Below are 17,836 nucleotides of genomic sequence, written 5' to 3' on the forward strand. Positions count from 1 at the left end.
GTTCACGCGTTCCGTCCGGCACGGCGCCGGAAAGGCCGTCCGCGCCGTCCAGCCGGTCGTCTTCGAACACGCACGGCCCGTCAGCGGGAAGCACGCTGAACCCGGCACCGAGCACCGCACCGATGCCGGGGCTGGTTTCGGCGGCCGACGCGCTCGGGTGAGATGTGGTTTCGGCCCGGGTCGCGGTCGGCACCCCCAGCACGGCCGTCACCAGCGACATCAACAGCACGACCGCCAGCGCCGCTCTCAGCGCGCGAAGCGGCTCCGCCCACCCGCGGACCGGGACGGTCCCGGCTGTCCGCGGATTCGGTGGTCTGTCAGATGATGGCATCACACTGGCTCCCGGCTGGGAATCCTGGCGGGTGAGGGCAGGACGAAGCCCTGCAATCTATTCGAGAAACGACAAACGCGACCAATATCCATGAAGCGCGATAAGCCGGTTTGCATATCCGCTTCCATGATTCCCGGCAACCGTATTCCGGTCGCCGAGATCCAGTCGGCAGCACACGCCTTCCCCGTCAGCGTCAATATAACTTTCCGCCATCAAAATAAGCGGAAGACAGCGAAGCGTTACTGGAACGTTGCCGGAATCCGATAGTCATCCAGGGCATTTATCACGATATTAGCGATATTACATAGACGCAGATCCCGAAGCTCTCTTCACACCACTGAACTGTCGCGGAAAATCCCGGGCACGCGAGTTTCGCGACGGCCCGCCCCCGCCTTCTCCACGCCCCGAAGGCCGCGGACCACCGCAGGGGCCGGCAGCGGGTCCGGCACCGGCCTGCCGTGACCATAGGCATCGAGGGGGTTTGCCGTGACCGTCGTGGATGTGATCCACTACATCCCATCCCATTCAGTGCGAATACCTCATGAACGGAACCGGCCCCCATGAGCACCTCTCGCGAATCAGACTGGCAGCCCGTGGAACTCGATGCCGACCGGCCGCATTCGGCCCGCATCTGGAATTACTGGCTGGGTGGAAAAGACAACTATCCCGCCGACCGCGACGCCGGCGACATGGTCGAGGGGCTCATCCCCGGCATCGTCGACTCGGCCCGGGCCGACCGGGCGTTCCTGGGCCGCTGCGTCCGCCACCTCGTCGCCGACGCCGGTATCCGCCAGTTCCTCGACATCGGCACGGGCCTGCCCACCGCCGACAACACCCACGAGGTGGCGCAGCGGATCGCCCCGGAGTCCCGGGTCGTCTACGTCGACAACGACCCGCTGGTCCTGGTGCACGCCCGCGCCCTGCTCATCAGCACCCCCGAAGGGGTCACCAACTACATCGACGCCGACCTGCGCGAACCCCACCACATCCTGCGGGCCGCCGAGAAGACCCTCGACCTCACCGAACCCGTCGCGCTGATGCTGCTGGGGATCCTGCATCACATCACCGACGACGACGAGGCCAGGCAGGTCGTACGGGACCTGGTCGACGCCGTCCCCTCGGGCAGCCACCTGGTGATCGCGCACGCCACCGCCGAGGTCCACGGCGATGCCATGCACGAGGCGATGCGGCAGTTCATGGAGCGAGGCGGCACCCCGATCGTGGCCCGCGACCGCGACCACCTCGTCACGTTCTTCGACGGTCTGGAGTTGCTGGAGCCCGGCGTGGTGTCCTGCTCCAGATGGCGTCCGGAACACAGCCCGTGGGGCGAGCCCGATGAGGTGTCCCAGTTCTGCGGCGTCGCCCGCAAGCCCTGACGCCCCTGCCCCCTCAGCGGCCGACCGGCCGCACACTCCGGCCCCCGTCCCAGAGGCCGGCTCGGCCCTCGACACCTGACCGGTGTGGCGGCCACCTGGAACGAGTTTATCGAGGACGCTCCGGTGTAGTCCCATGCTCGTCCGGTCGTCGCCCCCGGAGCGGCCCGTCATCGCATGATCCTTCGTCAATGCCCGCACCCGATCTTAAACACCACCTGTCGACCGGGATCCCAGGTCGGTCGTCACCAACCCCGTCAGGCTGTCGCGCAGAGCGACATGGGAGGCCCTCCTCAATGAACCCCGCTGAGGATTCCGCCGCACCGGCTCCCGGAACCGCGCCACTCGTCGTCATGGGCGTGACCGGTTCCGGCAAGACCACCGTGGGCGCCGCCCTCAGCCGGCGGTTACGGGTGCCGTTCGCCGACGCCGACGACTTCCACGACGAGGCCAACATCGCCAAGATGTCGGCGGGCATCCCCCTCGACGACGACCGGCTGCCGTGGCTGCGCGCGATCGGTGCCTGGCTCGCCGACCACGCCGCCACCGGCGGGGTGGCGAGCTGCTCGGCGCTCAAGCGGAGCTACCGCGACATCCTGCGGGAATCCGCGCCGACGGTGAGCTTCGTCCATCTGCACGGCGAGATCGACGCCGTACGCCGGAGGGTCGCCGGCCGTCCGGGGCACTTCATGCCCGCCTCGCTGGTCGACTCGCAGTTCAGGACCCTGGAGCCCCTCGGACCCGACGAGCACGGGATCGTTCTCGACTTCGCCAGGCCCGTCGGCGAGCTCGTGGAGGCCTACCTCGCCGCGGCGGCCGTCCCCCGGACGCGACCGGACCCGTACCCCTAACGCACGGCCCGGGGCCGGATCAGTCCTAGCGGTCTCCCGCCACCGTGTCGCGCAGGCTGCGCACGGCGGAGTCGACCCGCTCCAGTGTCTCGTCGGCGCAGGCCCCGGAAACGCCGGGTCTCCGCCCCGCGCGGACGTCCCTGGCGATGTCCTCCAGGGACTCCGCCAGGGCCTGGACCGCCGCCCGCGGCGGGGGCGGCGCGCCGCGCCCGGTGCGCGCGACGGTGGCGGCGGTCGCGTCGGCCACCCGTTCCAGCGCGGTCATCGCGGGCATCCAGGTGGTGACGCGCCTGCTGATCACAGGTGGCTCGGTCATCGCCCGCTGGAAGACGGTCCGCAGGTCGGCCAGGGCGTCGTACACCCTGCGGAGGAGCAGCGCCCTGCCGGGGTGCTCGGGGTCGAAGGCGTACCTGAGGTAGTTCGCGGTGGCCGACACCGCGTCGGCGAACCGGGGTCCGACCGGTGCCTCCCAGCTCCCGGGCCACGGCAGGTACCCCAGCAGCAGGACGATCACGCATCCGACCAGCGTGTCCACGATCCGGATCCTGCCCAGTTCCGGCCCCCCGCGGGTCAACAGGTCCACCAGGAACAGAACCAGCGGCGCCTGGAAGGTCGACATCAGGCCCCAGTTGCGCTGCATGCCGTAGGGCAGGAGCGCCGCGCACACCGCGATGGGGATCAGCAGCAGCGGGCCGTACGGCACCAGGAGAAGGACCAGGGTGCCGATCAACGTACCCGCGACGGTCCCGAGCGCGCGCTGCACGGCGCGCGCGAACACCGACCCGAAGTCGGGCTTGAGCACCAGCGCGACGGTCAGTGTCATCCAGTAGGACCGCTCGAACCAGCCGAGCCGGCTGACCGCTGCGGCGACGCCCATGCAGAGCGCGAGCCGGACCGTGTAGACCCGGACGAGGCGGCCGTACCACATCTTCTCCAGAACGGCCCGGAGCCGGGAGCGGTAGCCGACCGGTTCGTACGGCAGTTGGTCGGCCGCGACGTCGCCGCCGGACGCCAGGTCGACCGCCCCCTGGACGGCGGAGGAGAGGGCGCGTACGGCGGGTGAGTCGCCCTCGTGGCGCACCGCCCGCGGCGCGGGCCCGCCGGTGAGCGACGCGGCGACGCCCTCGACGGCGGACGCCGGTTCCTCGGGCGGCTCGCGCCCCTCGTGGCACAGCGAGAGCAGTGCGTTGCGAATCAGCGAGGCCTGGTTCAGCAGGGCGACCAGCCGGGTGCGCCCGGGATCCAGCCCCACCGCCGGGGAGCGGGCGCCGAGGACGGTGTCGTAGGCGTTCCTGAGCGCGGTGTCGAACGCGGCCAGGGCGTCGGCGCCGCGATCGGTGAACAGCAGGCCGAGGGCCCGGTAGGCCTCGGCCACCGCGGTCTCCTCCGGCGCGCGCGGGTGGAGGGGCCAGTCGGCGACCCCAAGCGCGATCACCCACAGCACGCCCAGCAGGAACGTCAGCGCGTTCAGGCCGGGCGGTCCCGGCAGCGCTACGCCGTCGGCGATCACGGTCATCACCAGCAGTTGCAGCCCGGCCGCCGAGCCCGTGCCCCCACTCGTGCTGATCAGTGCGGACAGCACGGAAACGGCCACCATGACCGGCACCACCCACCAGCCGTGGTCGCGGACCGCGGCCCCGATGAGATATCCAAGCGCCCCGGCGGCGCCGGCCGCGCCCATCCGGATGATCCTGGCCCGGTACGGGCCGCCCCGGTCGGCCGTCCCGGCGTTCATGGCGCCCATGGCGGGCAGCAGACCGGCCGTGACGTGCCCGGCGGCGGCCCCTCCGAGGAGCGGGACGGTCACCGCCACGGCCATGCGCAGCATCGGCCACCATCGAAGCGCCGCGGGTGCCGGCCGGACCGTCTCGACCAGCCAGTCCGGAGCGGCGTCGATCAGCCGGTCGGCGGCCCGCCGGAAGAGCGGGGGCATCGCTCGCCGTGCTCAGTACGCCGGCACGCCGGACGCGCCCGGCCCCGAGGTGGTCTCTTCACGGTCCACGGCGCACCCCTACCCGTCCGCCCCGCCGGGTTATCCCCGCGTTCGCCGACGAAGCCTTGACCACCGCGCGACGCACCGGGGTGCGCCATCGGTCAGGGGAGGATGGCGTCGACGTAGCCCCCGTCGACGCGGAGCGCGCCGCCGGTGGTGGCGGAGGCCTGTGGTGAGCTGAGGTAGACGACCATGTTGGCGACCTCCTCCGGTTCGATCAACCGCCGCAGCAGGGACTCCGGGCAGTGCTCCCGCATGAAGACGCGCTGGGCCTCGTCCCAGGACAGGTCCCTGTCGACGAGTTCGTAGACGAAGTCCTCCATGCCTCGGGTGTGGGTGGGACCGACGACGACGGAGTTGACGGTGACACCGCTGCCCGCGGCCTTCTTGGCGAAGCCTCGCGAGACGGCCAGGAGCGCGGTCTTGGACATGCCGTAGTGGATCATCTCCACGGGGATGACGATCGCGGAGTCGCTGGCGATGTACTGGACGCGCCCCCAGGAGCGCGCCACCATCCCCGGCAGATAGGCGCGGGTGAGACGGATCGCCGCCAGGACGTTCACCTCGAAGTAACGGCGCCACTCGTCGTCGGTGATCTCCAGGGCGTCCTGGACCCCGAAGACTCCGAGGTTGTTGATCAGGATGTCGACCTCCGGCAGGATGCCGACGGTGTGGTCCGCGCCCTCCTGGGTGGCGAGGTCGGCGGCGACCGGGACGATCAGCGCTCCGGGGATCTTCGCGCGCAGCGCGTCGCAGGCCCTCTCCACCTTCTCCGGGGTGCGGCCGTTGACGGCCACCGTCGCGCCCGCCCGCGCGAGACCGGCGGCGATGGCCGCCCCGATCCCCTCTGTGGATCCGGTTACCAGTGCCGTCCTGCCGGTGAGATCGATGTGCATGCGTCACGTCCTTTGATGCCCGTCGCGGAGCCGTCCCCCGTACGGGCGGGCACTCACGACCGGATGACGAGGTGGAACGGTGCTCCACCGGGCGCCTTCCCGCTGATCCGCTGTTCGTTCCCGGGTTCGCCGGTACGGAAAGCACGGATGGTGATCATTTTGGGGAAGCGCACGCGTGTGACAAAGGTTTCCGCGCCGGGTGGGGGTGTCGTGGTGGCCTGTCCGGGGTCGTCATGCCCGCGGCCGTTTCCGATGTCCGGCCGCCTGGTCACCGAGGCCGGCCCGGGCAGGAATAACCCTCCCGCTGAGACGTTAAGGGTAGTTGAAATTTCAAACGAAACGGAGGACGGTGAGCACGATGCAGTTCGGGATCTTCACCGTAGGCGACGTCACCACGGACCCCACCACGGGCCGGACGCCGAGCGAGCACGAGCGGATCAAGGCGATGGTGGCCATCGCGCTCAAGGCCGAGGAGGTCGGCCTGGACGTCTTCGCGACCGGCGAGCACCACAACCCGCCCTTCGTGCCCTCCTCGCCGACGACCATGCTCGGCTACGTCGCCGCGCGGACCGAGCGGATCACCCTCTCCACGTCCACCACCCTGATCACCACGAACGACCCGGTCAAGATCGCCGAGGACTTCGCGATGCTGCAGCACCTGGCGGACGGGCGCGTCGACCTGATGCTGGGCCGCGGCAACACCGGGCCGGTGTACCCGTGGTTCGGGCAGGACATCCGCCAGGGCATCCCGCTGGCCATCGAGAACTACGCGCTCCTGCACCAGTTGTGGCGTAAGGACGTGGTCGACTGGCAGGGCCGATTCCGCACTCCCCTGCAGTCGTTCACCTCGACCCCCCGCCCGCTGGACGGCGTCCCGCCGTTCGTCTGGCACGGCTCGATCCGCAGCCCGGAGATCGCCGAGCAGGCCGCCTACTACGGCGACGGGTTCTTCGCCAACAACATCTTCTGGCCCAGGGAGCACTTCATCCGCCTGATCGAGCTGTACCGGGAGCGCTTCGCCCACTACGGCCACGGCACCCCCGAACAGGCGATCGTCGGCCTGGGCGGGCAGGTGTTCATGCGGCGGAACTCCCAGGACGCGGTCCGGGAGTTCCGCCCCTACTTCGACAACGCTCCCGTGTACGGCCACGGCCCCTCGCTGGAGGAGTTCACCGACCAGACCCCGCTCACCGTGGGCAGCCCGCAGGAGGTCATCGACAAGACCCTGACCTTCCGGGACTCCTTCGGCGACTACCAGCGTCAGCTGTTCCTGATGGACCACGCCGGGCTCCCGCTCAAGACGGTGCTGGAGCAGCTCGACATCCTCGGCGAGGAGGTCGTCCCGGTACTGCGCAGGGAGTTCGCCTCCGGCAGGCCGGCCGAGGTGCCGGACGGCCCCACCCACGCGGCCCTGCTCGCCAGGCGCGACAGCGCGGCCGAGACGGGCGAGCAGCCCGTCCCCGCCACCTGAGACATCCGAGTCCACCCCTGGAAAGGAAAAGCAATGGAATCCGTCCGGCTCGTGGTCGTCTCGGCCGGTCTCGGCCTGCCGTCCTCGACACGCCTGCTGGCCGACCGGCTGGCCGAGGCGACCGTACGACGGCTGTCGGGCGACGGGCACCCGGCCGAGGTACGCGTGATCGAGCTACGCGACCTCGCCACCGACATCGCCGCCAACCTGGTGACCGGCTTCCCCGGCGCCACGCTGCGCGAGGCGATCGAGGCGGTGACGGAGGCGGACGGCCTCATCGCGGTGACGCCGATCTTCACCGCCTCCTACAGCGGCCTGTTCAAGTCGTTCTTCGACGTGATCGACAACAGCGCGCTCACCGGCAAGCCGGTGCTGATCGCGGCGACCGGGGGGACGGCACGCCACTCGCTCGTCCTGGAGCATGCCATGCGCCCGCTCTTCGCCTACCTGCGCGCGATCGTCGTACCGACCGCCGTCTACGCCGCGTCCGAGGATTGGGGCACCGGCGGAGACAGCCGCGCCGACGACCTCGCCTCCCGCGTCGCCCGCGCGGCCGGCGAACTGGCCGGCCTGATGTCGCACCGGCCCGCCGCCGCCCGGCAGGTCGAGGCCGTGATCCCGTTCGAGCAGCAACTGGCCGCCCTGCGGCCCTGACGAACGGGCGGACACCTACCTGCCGTCGCCGTCCCAGGCGTAGGCCTGGAACGGCGGGTCGAGGGGGGCGTCGATCAGCCGGTTGGCGAACGTGGAGATCGTGTAGGCACCGACACCGAGGACGACCTCAAGGGCGTTCTGCGGCGTGTAGCCGGCGCCGAGGAACGCCCGCGTCTCCTCGTCGCCGACCGCGCCGCAGTGGTCCATCACCGCGAGGGTGAACGACCGCAGCGCCTCCGAGCGGGTGTCCGAAAGGGGCTTCTGGGCCCGCAGCCCCTCGATGACCTCGGCCGGGGCCTCCAGCCTGACCAGCGTGGCGGTGTGCATCGCCACGCAGACGTGGCAGCCGTTGCGGGTGGCGACCGTCAGGATGACGATCTCACGTTCGATCGGGGCGAGGGTGGTCTGCTCGAAGACGGCACTGGCCGTCAGGAACCCCTTGAGCAACTCCGGGGAGGTGGCCATCCGGCCGACCGGCGCGGGGATGAAGCCGAATTTCCGCTCCACCCCCTCGACCGTGGTGCGGGCGGCGGCAGGGGCACTCTCGGCGGTGTGGGTGACGAAGACGTCGTGGGACATGGGGACCTTCTCTCTGGATTCTCCGGGCACGCCGAAGACGGGCCCGGCGGACGCACATCGGGGCAATATCGTCAATGTGGTTGTCTATATAGTAAACATGGTTGACGACTTTGGCAATGATCGAGGCCCGACTCCCCTACGGAGACATCGACGTCTTCCCAGATGGCCACAACCACCAAGCACGCCCCGGACCCGAGCCGGTCCGTGCCGCCGGTTCGAATGCCCCAGCGAGGACGTCCAGGAGGCTGCTCGCCCCCACGCGGCCCGAGGAGCCAGTCCGCAAGATCGGCCCTTGACCTCAAGCGAGGTTGAGTTCCTGGACGGCGGGCACCCGACCACGGTGTGGAACCGTACGCCGGGAAAGGCCGACGCCCTGGTCGCCCAGGGGGCGCGGTGGGCCGCGACCGTCCGCGACGCGGTCGCCGCCGGCCCGCTCGTGGTCAGTGGGCACGGCCGGACTCCTGGAGAAAACGCGTTGCGGCCGGTTCCGGAGATCCGGCATCCTCACATCAGGTCAGTCGAGCTTCACCAGGAGGGACCATGCGCCGCCATCACGGTCGGAGCCGTCGCGTCATGCGTGCTCGTCGCCGTATGCGCATGCCCCGGGAGGCTCGTGTGTGACACCCGCCGTCACGACACGAGCCGTCCCGGACCACACGGTCCGAGACGGCTCTTTCTTTGGAGCGGGTGAGGGTGCTGGTGTGCTCGGCGGTTTCATAAGCCGCTGTGGGCGGGTTCGATTCCCGCACCCGCTACCAAGCCTCTGTGGCGCAGTGGAGAGCGCGCCTGCTTGCGGAGCAGGAGGCCGCTGGTTCGATTCCAGCCAGAGGTGCCGCGAAACACAAGGTAGAAGGCCGCTCCCGACCTCCGGGAGCGGCCTTCACGATCCTCTGAGTGACTAAATGCGTGACTAAGCTTCTGGATCACCATCAAAGATGCGGTCCATCGCGGTGGCTCCACCTTGAAGAACCGGACGGATCTGCTGGAGGTAGACGGCCTCTGTGACAGCCGTACTGCTGTGGCCGACCAGCCGGGAAATCTCCTCCAAGGGGATGCCGTGATCAGAGAGGAGCGAGACGAAGCTGTGCCGCAGCTCGCGGGGCGTCCACTTCGCCGGATCCACTCCCGGCGCGCCCTTGATCGCCTTGCGGAAGTTGCGCCGTGTCTTGGACGGGTCAATCCCGGCGCGGTTCACCTTTTCTGGGCAGGTCGGGGGCGTCCTGGCGTCGCCTGGTCGAGCGGTTGCGCGTGGCGGTGGTACGGCCGAGCAGGTTGCCCCGCATCCCGGCCGCGGTGATCTCGGCATCGAGCCCGGCGAGGATCGCGTCCAGGTCGGTGGTGTCGTCGCCGGCCTTTTCCACGGCATCGCGCTGGGCCTGCATGTCAGCGCAGAACTCCACCAGCCAGCGCTGTTCCTCGTTGGGCTCATCCGGAGTGGTCGCCGGTTCGGCCTCCAGGTGCCAGCCTTCCCGGCACTGGGCCATCCGCAGGTAGCGGTTACGCCGAGCGCAGGAGGGACACTTGGCGTCCATGGTGGCCCCGCAGGGCACATTGACGTCCTCGGTGAGCCCGGTGTGGGTGTCCAGCCACCGCAGGACCACGGGCCGGATGCACACGCCGTTGTGCTTGGCGATCTCCACCGCGATATCCAGCGCGAGCGGCATTCTCTGACGCTCGGCACGCGACAGGCCGCGATCGTTGGGGGTGCTCACACGTCCTCCCCATCGTGGTCGGGGTCGAGGAATGCACCCTGTCCGCACTCGCGGCACTCGACCAGGCCGCAGATCAGGTCCAGCCACAGCGTGTTGACCGCGCCGCAGGCCGCACAGCGCAGGCCGTCGAGGATGTAGGCCAGCTCAGTCACGCTCGCCCCTCTCCATTTCGGACAGGTCGGCCACCAGCCGAAACATGGTCTGGTAGGGGTCGGCGGTGACGCGGACGTTGACCAGCTCGAAGGCCAGGACGGGCTGAGCGTGGCGCGGTCCCAGAAGGGCCAGGATGGGCCGCTCGCACACGCGGGTGATCTCCTCGTCGGTGCCGTAGAAGCAGACCTTCACGCGGTCACCCCCAGAGCCATCGCGCGGATGTCGGCGTCGGAGACGTAGGCGGCGCGCACCCGGATCAGGTCGGGCGAGGTCTCCAGCCGGACGTAGCCGATACCGGCCCCCTGCGCAGGAATCGGGGAGATGTGATCGGCCAGCGCCCCGCGATCCCGAGCACCGTCGCCGAGGACCATGTCCACCTGCTCGGACTCATCCAGGCGGAGAGCAATCTTGTCGGGGAACAGGTTGCGGATGTTCATGACCTCCTTGCGCGGGTCCTGAAGTGCGGCCATGACGCCGAACCCGACCGCACGGCCCTGTGTCGTGAGCGTCGCCAGGGCAGCGGAGATACGGAGCTTCAACCCCTTGTCGGACTGGTAGGCGGTCAGGAACGCCACCTCGTCGACCACCACCAGGACGAACGGGTCATCGACGGTGGGAGTGTGGGAGCGCTGGAGCCCGGCGTAGCGATCGGCCCGCTCCTGCATGATCTGCACAGCCGCTTCCAGGAGATCGGCGCAGTCGGCCGGGCTCGCGGCGTAGCGGGTGCCGAACAGGTCGCGTCCGTAGGACAGTTCCATCCGCTTGGGATCCAATGCCCACACCTGCGCCAGGCCCGCACGCGTAGCAGGTAGCAGGCCGCGAATCGCCGACCAGATGACCGAGCCCTTGCCCGCCCCGGTGGCCCCGGCGACCAGGACGTGAGTGCCGTGGACCTTCAACAGCCAGGGCTTGCCGTCCTCGCACGTACCAACCTCCACCGGACCCACCGACGCCTCATCCGGAACCGGCACGGCCGGAAGCGGTGTGGCGAGGGGATCACGGCGGGGGAAGACAAGCAGCAGCCGGCCCGAGCGCGCGATGGAGACCCGACAGGATTGAGCCCCGAAGCCATAGGCGAGGTGGTCGGTGCGGTCGGACCAGTCCTTGACTGACTGCCCGGTGAGCATCCGCACCGTGACCAGGCCGGCCCACGAGGTGCAGGTGACGCGGACGATTCGGGGCAGGTAGTCCCGGCCGCGTAAGTGTCGTCCGAGCCCGGAGATGATCATCACCGGTTGCCAGTGCCGCCGGTAGATCCACACCAGTCGCCACCAGGCCAGCAGCCGCCAGCCCACCAGCCGCAGGAACGAGGGACGAGCGAGGAAGAACCAGGCCAGGCGACCGGTGTTCTGGGCGACGTAGGCGGTGGCGGTCATGCCGTCGAACTCCACCGGGACGAACGGCAGGCCCGGCAGCGCAGCCGGGACGACGGGTTGAACCGGGGACAGGATCTTGACCGAGACCGTCTTCTGTCCGGCCTTGACGGTCGGGTCTGCGTCCATGACGGCGACCTGCCAGACGAGTTCGCCGGTGTTCTTGTCCTTGGCGTAGACGGTGCGTCCCTTGGACGAGGCGTCGAAGTCCTTGACCTGCTCGACCTCGCCGACGATGTAGCAGCCGTGCGGGAAGACCTGCGTGAAGCTGATCGGGATGGGGCCTTGGATGGCCATGGGGGTTCCTCTCCTTGAGCGGCAACCAGATGGCTAGTTGTTCACTTGTCCGCTTAAGTTGAAGGTAGCCTACGACCACTCGTCCGCACAAGTGATTGAGTCTAGCGAGCCGCGAAGACCCGCCCACGTCGCAGAAAGTCATGGCTATCGACTACCGGCGCATCCGCACTCCAGTTATGCGGCGACCCGGGGATCAGCGTGGAGATTGCCGCCACACGGCGGATCAAAGTATCTTCATATCAAGATAAATATGAGGAGTTGTGATGCTGCATCACGTGCTGCTGGCCTGTCCCCCTGGAAGCGAGCCGGTCTTGCGCGACTTCTACGAAGGCGTACTCGGCCTGGCCGAGATCCCCAAGCCCCCCGCTCTCGCCACTCGCGGCGGGTGCTGGTTTCGCGGCCATGGCATCGAACTGCACCTGGGTGTCGAGGCCGACTTCCGCCCCGCCCGCAAGGCACACCCCGGCATCCTGGTCCGCGACATCGACCAGTGGGCCCAGCGGCTGAGCAACGCCGGCTATCCGGTCGACTTCGACGACGACTTCCCAGGAATGCGCCGCTTCCACAGTGAAGATCCCCACGGCAACCGCCTGGAGTTCCTCGAACCGCTTCCCTGATGTCGGTGTACAGGTAGATGTGCACAGGCATGTACGTACAGGCTTGGTGCGTAGGCGGCGGCCCACTCGCTCAGCGCGGCGACGGCAGCACGGCCAGCTCGCAGGCGTAGGCGTCAGCCGGCGCGCTCAGCACCCAGACGATCATCGCAGCCAGCGTCTGCGGCCGGATGCACAACTCGGGATCGTACGGGCGCCCGAAGGCGCTCCTGACCTCACCCAGGTGATCGGTCGCCGTCGCCGCGGGATAGACCGTGGTGACGCGTATCCCATGGGCGGCCTCCTCCTCACGCAGTGAATCGGCCAGTTCCCGAAGTGCCGCCTTGCTGGCAACGAACGCAGACCAGCGGGGGACACCGGTCATCCCGGGCGAGGCGTTGACGAAGATCACATGGCCCCTGGACCGCCGCAACGCGGGCAGCGTCAGCCGTACCAGTTCGGCGGCGGAGGCCACGTTCACCGCCAGCGTCCGCCGCCACGTCTCGGGGCCGGCCTCGGCGACGGCCTCCACGGAGGAGATTCCCGCGCAATGCACCAGCGCCTGCACATCTCCCAGTTCCCCCGCGTCCTCCAACTCTCCTACGGCAGCGGCCAGCGTCCCGGGTTCAGCCAGATCCGCCTCAATCCCCCGCACATTAAGCCGCCCGACATCGCGCCCCACGGCAGTCACCCGATGCCCGGCCTCTACGAGCGCGCTGACCAGCGCCGTCCCGATCCCTCCGGTGGCTCCGGTCACCAGCACATTTCCCATGAGACTCACTTTCTTCGCGGCGCAGTACCTGATCATCGCCCCCGGAGAAGTGGCACACAACCTCGTGTACTTCTGTCCGTACCTGCCTCTGCACTTGAACCCGTACACCGACACCAAGCGCCCAGGCCGTCCGTGAACGGTTGGCGCCCTACGGCCTGGGCGGAGGGAACTACCGCTGGTTGCCTTCAACGTGCTGGCCGACGCAGAGCTCGGCCAGATAAAGGCGCTACTGATCCGTGGCCAGCAGGACAGGTGGTGGCACTTCGAGGCTTCCTGCGTCACCGATGCCTGGCACAACGCCTAGTCAGCTCACCTGATAGACGTCCTGGAGTTCGTGAAGGTCGCCGGGGAGAGCCACACTCATCACCAGGAGCACCGTCCCAGTGGCGCCATGCACGGTGGCCAGCACCCCGAGGACGGGCTTGGCAGAGCCGAGCAACTCGGCCTCTTCCTTGGTGGGGTTGCGCGCGGTCAGCCGCTCGGTGACGTGATCGAACCGCAGGTGCTTGACCGCCTGGAGATGATGACGCACCCCGCGCGCCAGCGGTTCGGGCTTGTCGACGTCGGTGCCCAACGCGATCTCCAGCGGGAACCACAAGGTCTCCACCGCAGACACCCGGCCACCCTGCTTGGCCACGCGCCGACGGGAGATCACCGGTGTCTTGTCCTCCACCCCCAGCAGGCGGGCGATGTGACGGGGAGCCGGAACGCGGGCAACGTCGGTGACCGTCTCACCGCTCTCGGCCTGCTCAGCCACCGCCAAGCCCGGCCGAACGCGATCGGCGGCACTCTCGGGACGACCCTTCACGAACGAGCCGCGGCCATGCTCACGCTCGATCCAGCCCTGCATGGCCAGCGTCTGAAGCGCCCGCACCACCGTCGTGCGGCCCACCCCGAACTCCCGGACGAACTGCGTCTCCGAGGGCAGCATGTCGCCGGCCGCGTACTGCCCGGCCTCGATACGCTCCTGAATCGCGCCCATCACCTGGGCATACTTCGGAGGGGCGAAATCCCTGCTCATCTTAACCGCCCGATCGCTCTACCACTTGTCTGCACAAGCACACTACCGGCTGAGGGCAGCCCTGTCAGGATCCACAGCAGCGACAGGCGACTACCTGGCCAGCCCGGCCAGAATCCTGATCCACACCACCCGCGCCTGAGCAGGCGACCACGCCTCACTGTGAAGCACGACGCTCCGGTTTCTGTCCTGAACCGTCTTCCGGATGAATGACAGCCCGCCCGCATCGCACAATTCGTAAAACGTCACCCGATGCTCATGACAGGTCCAGGCCACTACCCGAACCCGCCCGAAACGCCGCGACCTATTCCAGGCCAAAGGCATGCATCCAGGAGCAGCCGGTACGAGATGATGCGCTATGCACGACACTCCCCGCCGGGGAGGATTCTCGCTCATGATTCCTGCCGCTCGAAACGCACCGACCCGGCCAGGTCCACGGTGGCGTGAAAGATCACCTGCCGTGACCAGTCGTCCTGCACGGTGCTGAAGTCGTAGATCCGGTGCGTGATGCGGCCCCAGACCGTCGCGGGCGACTCCATCCGCCGCAGCTCCGTGCGCAGCGTGTCCATCGCCGTGGCCTGCCCCGAACTGATCCCGCACGGTCCGAGCTCGCCGGTTCCGCCAGAGGTGATGAACACCTCCCACTCGAACCTCTCGACGAGCTGTTCCGTGCCGCCGCAGTAGATGCAGTCCTCGTATGCCGAGAATTCCAGGTGAAGGCCCACGGCCGCCACGCATCCACGGCGGGTGACTATCTTCCAGCCGCGCCCGTCGCACTCCGTGCACTTAACCGGTGTTGTCATGCCGGAAAGAATGTCCGGGCGAACTTTTCCGCCCTATCCCGCGCAGGTATACCACCGAGAATATAGAGTCCCGTTCTGCGGCAATGCACCACTTCGGAACCGATGACCGGAGAATGGAATGCACAGCAACGCTTTCAATCCGATCGAGATTCCGGCACGGGTCTGGGACAGCGACGAAAGCCAAGAAATCCTTAAGAACCGTGACGTGATGGGGCTTTTCACACTCGCTGTCAAGTACAGCGGAGCAAGCCAGATCCGTCTCAGCACGGCGACCGGAATAGCCCAGGGCCACGTGAGCCTGATCATCCGAGGGCGACGCCAGGTCACCGACCTAGAGGTCTATGAACGCATCGCCACCGGCCTGGGCCTGCCCGACCACGCCCGCATGCTCTTCGGCCTGGCCCCACTCGACCTCGCCTCCCCCACCGGAGATCACGGCGACAACCACCAGGAGCAGACCGACGAGCTGACCTCCCAGATCGAAGCCGCTACTGCCATCGACCCCGTCATGGTCATGATCCTCACCACCGAGACCAACAACCTGCGCCTTATGGACCGCCGAGTCGGCGGGGTCGCCATCGCCGAGAAGATGCGCGCCCAGATCGCCCAGGTGGAACGCGCCCACCGGCATGCGGTACGGCCCGGCATCCGCGCTCAGCTCGCCCACGTCCTGGCCGAGACCTCATCCCTGGCCGGGTGGCAGGCCATCCACACCGGTGCGCTCAACGACGCCTGGAACCACTACGAGCACGCCAAAGCCGCCGCCCGCGAAGCCGACAATCCCTCAGTGCTCGCCTATGTGTCCGCCGAACAGACCTACGTCCTCATGGAACTCGGCAGGCCGGCCGAAGCCACCGAGCTCCTCCAGTACATCCACGCCACCCACCGCGACCGCATCCCCAACCTGTTACGGACCTGGCTGTCAGCAGCCGAGGCCGAAGCCGCCGCGACCCTCGGAGACGAGACCACCTGCCGCGCAGCCCTCGACCAGGCCGCCGCACTTCTACCGGCCGGGGACGCCGATGTGAGCATGCCCTACCTCTCCTTGGACACTCACCACCTCGCCCGCTGGCGCGGCAACTGCCTGATGCGCTTCGGCGACCCCGGCACCGTCGAAGATCTGCGCTCCGCCCTGGCAGGAATGGACGGCACCTACAACCGCGCCGAATCCGGAGTCCGCTGCGACCTGGGCCACGCCCTTCTTGCCAGAGGAGAACCCGACGCGCTCAGCAACTCGCGACTATGACCGGCTCCCGCCGCCAGCGCAAGCGCATCGAGGAACTCGCCCGAGCGGTCAAGCGCTCACTCCGCTAAGCCCCTCACCCGCTGCTGAGCCGCTCCCGCGCCGCGTACAGACCGATCAACGTCCCCGACGTCCAGATATCACCGCGGGCGATCATCGCCGGGATCTCCGACATCGGCACCCACTCAATGAGATCGGCCTCGATCTCCCCCGTCGGACTCCCGACCAACTCGGCACCCCGCACAAGAAACAGATTGTGCTCCGAGTCGACCATGCCGGCCATCGGCTGATAGGTGATCAGATGCTCGACCTCCTTGGGCCGATACCCCGTCTCCTCCTCCACCTCACGAGCGGCCGTCGTCATGGCGTCCTCACCCGCATCGACCAGCCCGCCAGGCAGCTCCCACCCCCACCGATCAGCCAGGAAGCGGTGCCGCCACATCAGGAGCACCCGGTTCTGCTCATCGACCACCACCGCGATCGCTGCCCGATCCAGATGCACCACGTGATGCTCGAACCGCTCCCCGTCCGGGATCGCAACATCAACGAGACCCAGCCGGATCCACCGGTTGTCGTAGATCAGCCGCTCGCCGTGCACGATCCAGCGCGTCTGCTCCTCGTTGGTAGCCACACAGCGAAGTTGCAGCCCCACATCCCCGACGTACACGGGCATGAGCACACAGCCACGGCGCTCACGGAGGACATTGCCGAATTGTTCAACGCCGCTGCGTTGGGAGGCGAGTCCCCGCGTCGAGGATTCTAGGGCTATCCGACTCGATGTTTTGTCTGTGAGATCTCAAGTGTCCGACTCGTCGATCCACTCCACGGTGGCAAAGAGGTCCCCGCGGATGGCGACGAAAGCCGCCTCCAGTAGGGCCGTCTCACGAGCGATGGCAACCATCTGCGGCCAGGATGCGTGAGGGTCGAACTCCCAGTGCAGGGTTTCGTGGTTGGTCCAGTAGGTGCCGGTGTCGGTAGCGGTCCACAGCTGGAAGTACAAGACGGCTTGGTCATGCTCGGCGAGGTCGTTGATGACCTCCTCCAGTCGCGCCACCGGCCATGTCGCCTCCAGAGTGCCTGTCGAGACCCGTAAGGAAGCGGTCAACGGTGGCATCATCCGCCGCCGTGCACCCAGCGTGGTCAACGCACATCGAAAGGCCACCGCCTCGGTGAAGTCCGGGGGGATGCCCCGGAACCGTAGCCGCCGATAAGCCGCCTGCAGTGCAGGCACAGCCGCACAGACACCCAACTGCGCCAGAGCGCCTGCCGACCACTCGCGCACCGTCGAGTTCTCGCTGTCGAGCAGATCGATCAGCAGAGGTGCGGCACTGAAGTCGCCGAGCTGTTCAAAGATCTCGATGGCGCAGAGCTGGCCATAGGGCCGCATACAAGGGACCGCGACCATCAGCGGCTGGATGACGCCGACGCCGATCGACATCAGTTCATCCTTCGCCTCCTCGGCGATGTTGTCCGAGTCGTCGTCAAGCAGTTCGACGAGCCGCGCGATGTCCTCTGTCACGGCTCCCAGTCTCCTCGACAGGCTGGTATGGAAGTTCCGCTGCTTCCCGCCGCATCAACGTCCTACCTTGTGGCTGGCCGTGGTTTCGGGAGCACTGGATTAGACGCAGCGTGTGCAACTGACATTGATCGTTTACGCCTGGGTCTGAGTCTTCTGCTTAAGGCGTTCGTAGGGGGTCTGGCCGCTGAGGCCGCCATGGGGTCGA

19 protein-coding genes, 2 tRNA genes and 1 pseudogene are annotated in these 17,836 nt (G+C 68.0%); 9 read left to right on the plus strand and 13 right to left on the minus strand.

The genetic code is table 11. The annotated features are described in order from the left end of the window. The first annotated feature begins 891 nt into the window (after positions 1 to 891). Positions 892 to 1,707 (plus strand): SAM-dependent methyltransferase, encoded by an 816-nt coding sequence (locus ABT061_RS46865; RefSeq protein ID WP_350930191.1) that lies wholly within the window; start codon positions 892 to 894, stop codon positions 1,705 to 1,707. Positions 1,708 to 2,000: 293 nt separating this feature from the next. Further along, a complete protein-coding gene (locus tag ABT061_RS46870; protein WP_350930192.1) occupies positions 2,001 to 2,555 on the plus strand; it encodes a gluconokinase in 555 nt (184 codons plus the stop codon). A gap of 25 nt (positions 2,556 to 2,580) precedes the next feature. On the opposite strand, the gene ABT061_RS46875 is transcribed toward ABT061_RS46870, so the two are convergent. Both ABT061_RS46875 and ABT061_RS46880 read right to left on the minus strand, forming a co-directional pair. Next, positions 2,581 to 4,488: an FUSC family protein gene (locus ABT061_RS46875; RefSeq protein ID WP_350930193.1), complete on the minus strand. Its 1,908-nt coding sequence runs from the start codon at positions 4,486 to 4,488 to the stop codon at positions 2,581 to 2,583. A gap of 161 nt (positions 4,489 to 4,649) precedes the next feature. Beyond that, on the minus strand, positions 4,650 to 5,444 hold the full coding sequence (locus ABT061_RS46880; RefSeq protein ID WP_350930194.1) for an SDR family NAD(P)-dependent oxidoreductase: 795 nt from the start codon (positions 5,442 to 5,444) through the stop codon (positions 4,650 to 4,652). 358 nt (positions 5,445 to 5,802) lie between these two features. On the opposite strand from ABT061_RS46880, the gene ABT061_RS46885 reads away from it, so the two are divergent. Both ABT061_RS46885 and ABT061_RS46890 read left to right on the plus strand, forming a co-directional pair. Then, positions 5,803 to 6,915: an LLM class flavin-dependent oxidoreductase gene (locus ABT061_RS46885; RefSeq protein ID WP_350930210.1), complete on the plus strand. Its 1,113-nt coding sequence runs from the start codon at positions 5,803 to 5,805 to the stop codon at positions 6,913 to 6,915. Positions 6,916 to 6,948: 33 nt separating this feature from the next. After that, a complete protein-coding gene (locus tag ABT061_RS46890; RefSeq protein WP_350930195.1) occupies positions 6,949 to 7,569 on the plus strand; it encodes an FMN reductase in 621 nt (206 codons plus the stop codon). A 15-nt stretch (positions 7,570 to 7,584) separates the two neighbouring features. Here the strand turns inward: ABT061_RS46890 and ABT061_RS46895 are convergent, their stop codons facing one another. Continuing rightward, a complete protein-coding gene (locus ABT061_RS46895) occupies positions 7,585 to 8,148 on the minus strand; it encodes a carboxymuconolactone decarboxylase family protein (RefSeq protein WP_350930196.1) in 564 nt (187 codons plus the stop codon). A 292-nt stretch (positions 8,149 to 8,440) separates the two neighbouring features. Between ABT061_RS46895 and ABT061_RS48515 the strand changes: the two are divergent. The 3 genes and pseudogenes from ABT061_RS48515 to ABT061_RS46910 form a co-directional block, all read left to right on the plus strand. Continuing rightward, positions 8,441 to 8,590 (plus strand): annotated as a pseudogene (locus ABT061_RS48515) (NAD(P)-binding domain-containing protein); the annotation flags it as partial. Between the two features lie 240 nt (positions 8,591 to 8,830). Further along, positions 8,831 to 8,906 (plus strand) — tRNA-Met (locus tag ABT061_RS46905). Between the two features lies 1 nt (position 8,907). Continuing rightward, a tRNA-Arg gene (locus ABT061_RS46910) sits at positions 8,908 to 8,980 on the plus strand. Between the two features lie 78 nt (positions 8,981 to 9,058). Here the strand turns inward: ABT061_RS46910 and ABT061_RS46915 are convergent. The 5 genes from ABT061_RS46915 to ABT061_RS46935 are packed head-to-tail and all read right to left on the minus strand — an operon-like array spanning position 9,059 to position 11,683. Beyond that, positions 9,059 to 9,343 (minus strand): tyrosine-type recombinase/integrase, encoded by a 285-nt coding sequence (locus ABT061_RS46915; RefSeq protein WP_350930198.1) that lies wholly within the window; start codon positions 9,341 to 9,343, stop codon positions 9,059 to 9,061. Continuing rightward, positions 9,324 to 9,860 (minus strand): replication initiator, encoded by a 537-nt coding sequence (locus ABT061_RS46920; protein ID WP_350930199.1) that lies wholly within the window; start codon positions 9,858 to 9,860, stop codon positions 9,324 to 9,326. The genes ABT061_RS46915 and ABT061_RS46920 overlap by 20 nt, the downstream gene beginning before the upstream one ends. Beyond that, positions 9,857 to 10,012: a hypothetical protein gene (locus ABT061_RS46925; protein WP_350930200.1), complete on the minus strand. Its 156-nt coding sequence runs from the start codon at positions 10,010 to 10,012 to the stop codon at positions 9,857 to 9,859. The genes ABT061_RS46920 and ABT061_RS46925 overlap by 4 nt, the downstream gene beginning before the upstream one ends. Then, positions 10,005 to 10,205 (minus strand): hypothetical protein, encoded by a 201-nt coding sequence (locus tag ABT061_RS46930; protein WP_350930201.1) that lies wholly within the window; start codon positions 10,203 to 10,205, stop codon positions 10,005 to 10,007. The genes ABT061_RS46925 and ABT061_RS46930 overlap by 8 nt, the downstream gene beginning before the upstream one ends. Continuing rightward, entirely contained in the window at positions 10,202 to 11,683 is a 1,482-nt protein-coding gene (locus tag ABT061_RS46935; protein WP_350930202.1) for an FtsK/SpoIIIE domain-containing protein, read from the minus strand. The genes ABT061_RS46930 and ABT061_RS46935 overlap by 4 nt, the downstream gene beginning before the upstream one ends. 263 nt (positions 11,684 to 11,946) lie before the next feature. Here ABT061_RS46935 and ABT061_RS46940 point away from each other — a divergent pair, with 263 nt between their 5' ends. After that, complete coding sequence (locus tag ABT061_RS46940; protein WP_350930203.1) at positions 11,947 to 12,300, plus strand: VOC family protein; 354 nt, start codon at positions 11,947 to 11,949, stop codon at positions 12,298 to 12,300. A gap of 70 nt (positions 12,301 to 12,370) precedes the next feature. Here ABT061_RS46940 and ABT061_RS46945 read toward each other — a convergent pair whose 3' ends face one another. The 3 genes from ABT061_RS46945 to ABT061_RS46955 all read right to left on the minus strand — a co-directional run bounded on the left by ABT061_RS46945 (position 12,371) and on the right by ABT061_RS46955 (position 14,869). Next, a complete protein-coding gene (locus ABT061_RS46945; protein WP_350930204.1) occupies positions 12,371 to 13,048 on the minus strand; it encodes an SDR family NAD(P)-dependent oxidoreductase in 678 nt (225 codons plus the stop codon). Between the two features lie 304 nt (positions 13,049 to 13,352). Beyond that, on the minus strand, positions 13,353 to 14,069 hold the full coding sequence (locus tag ABT061_RS46950; RefSeq protein WP_350930205.1) for a GntR family transcriptional regulator: 717 nt from the start codon (positions 14,067 to 14,069) through the stop codon (positions 13,353 to 13,355). Positions 14,070 to 14,458: 389 nt separating this feature from the next. Further along, positions 14,459 to 14,869, minus strand: a complete 411-nt coding sequence (locus tag ABT061_RS46955; protein ID WP_350930206.1) for a hypothetical protein — start codon at positions 14,867 to 14,869, stop codon at positions 14,459 to 14,461. A gap of 208 nt (positions 14,870 to 15,077) precedes the next feature. Between ABT061_RS46955 and ABT061_RS46960 the strand changes: the two genes are divergently transcribed. Further along, positions 15,078 to 16,115 carry an NsdA family TPR-like regulatory protein gene (locus ABT061_RS46960; protein WP_350930207.1) on the plus strand — a complete coding sequence of 346 codons (1,038 nt, stop codon included), beginning with the start codon at positions 15,078 to 15,080 and terminating at the stop codon, positions 16,113 to 16,115. A gap of 73 nt (positions 16,116 to 16,188) precedes the next feature. Here the strand turns inward: ABT061_RS46960 and ABT061_RS46965 are convergent, their stop codons facing one another. Further along, positions 16,189 to 16,743 carry an NUDIX hydrolase gene (locus ABT061_RS46965; RefSeq protein ID WP_350930208.1) on the minus strand — a complete coding sequence of 185 codons (555 nt, stop codon included), beginning with the start codon at positions 16,741 to 16,743 and terminating at the stop codon, positions 16,189 to 16,191. 165 nt (positions 16,744 to 16,908) lie between these two features. Beyond that, entirely contained in the window at positions 16,909 to 17,631 is a 723-nt protein-coding gene (locus ABT061_RS46970) for a HEAT repeat domain-containing protein (protein ID WP_350930209.1), read from the minus strand. Between the last annotated feature and the right edge of the window lie 205 nt (positions 17,632 to 17,836).

It is taken from the genome of Streptosporangium sp. NPDC002544 (genome assembly GCF_040295965.1).
GTDB lineage: Bacteria > Actinomycetota > Actinomycetes > Streptosporangiales > Streptosporangiaceae > Streptosporangium.

Bases quoted from the DNA above. Each gene is read 5' to 3' on its own strand.
- ABT061_RS46865 (WP_350930191.1), top strand. From the start codon at position 892: ATGAGCACCTCTCGCGAATCAGACTGGCAGCCCGTGGAACTCGATGCC.
- ABT061_RS46870 (WP_350930192.1), top strand. From the start codon at position 2,001: ATGAACCCCGCTGAGGATTCCGCCGCACCGGCTCCCGGAACCGCGCCA.
- ABT061_RS46875 (WP_350930193.1), bottom strand. From the start codon at position 4,488: ATGCCCCCGCTCTTCCGGCGGGCCGCCGACCGGCTGATCGACGCCGCT.
- ABT061_RS46880 (WP_350930194.1), bottom strand. From the start codon at position 5,444: ATGCACATCGATCTCACCGGCAGGACGGCACTGGTAACCGGATCCACA.
- ABT061_RS46885 (WP_350930210.1), top strand. From the start codon at position 5,803: ATGCAGTTCGGGATCTTCACCGTAGGCGACGTCACCACGGACCCCACC.
- ABT061_RS46890 (WP_350930195.1), top strand. From the start codon at position 6,949: ATGGAATCCGTCCGGCTCGTGGTCGTCTCGGCCGGTCTCGGCCTGCCG.
- ABT061_RS46895 (WP_350930196.1), bottom strand. From the start codon at position 8,148: ATGTCCCACGACGTCTTCGTCACCCACACCGCCGAGAGTGCCCCTGCC.
- ABT061_RS46935 (WP_350930202.1), bottom strand. From the start codon at position 11,683: ATGGCCATCCAAGGCCCCATCCCGATCAGCTTCACGCAGGTCTTCCCG.
- ABT061_RS46940 (WP_350930203.1), top strand. From the start codon at position 11,947: ATGCTGCATCACGTGCTGCTGGCCTGTCCCCCTGGAAGCGAGCCGGTC.
- ABT061_RS46945 (WP_350930204.1), bottom strand. From the start codon at position 13,048: ATGGGAAATGTGCTGGTGACCGGAGCCACCGGAGGGATCGGGACGGCG.
- ABT061_RS46950 (WP_350930205.1), bottom strand. From the start codon at position 14,069: ATGAGCAGGGATTTCGCCCCTCCGAAGTATGCCCAGGTGATGGGCGCG.
- ABT061_RS46955 (WP_350930206.1), bottom strand. From the start codon at position 14,869: ATGACAACACCGGTTAAGTGCACGGAGTGCGACGGGCGCGGCTGGAAG.
- ABT061_RS46960 (WP_350930207.1), top strand. From the start codon at position 15,078: ATGGGGCTTTTCACACTCGCTGTCAAGTACAGCGGAGCAAGCCAGATC.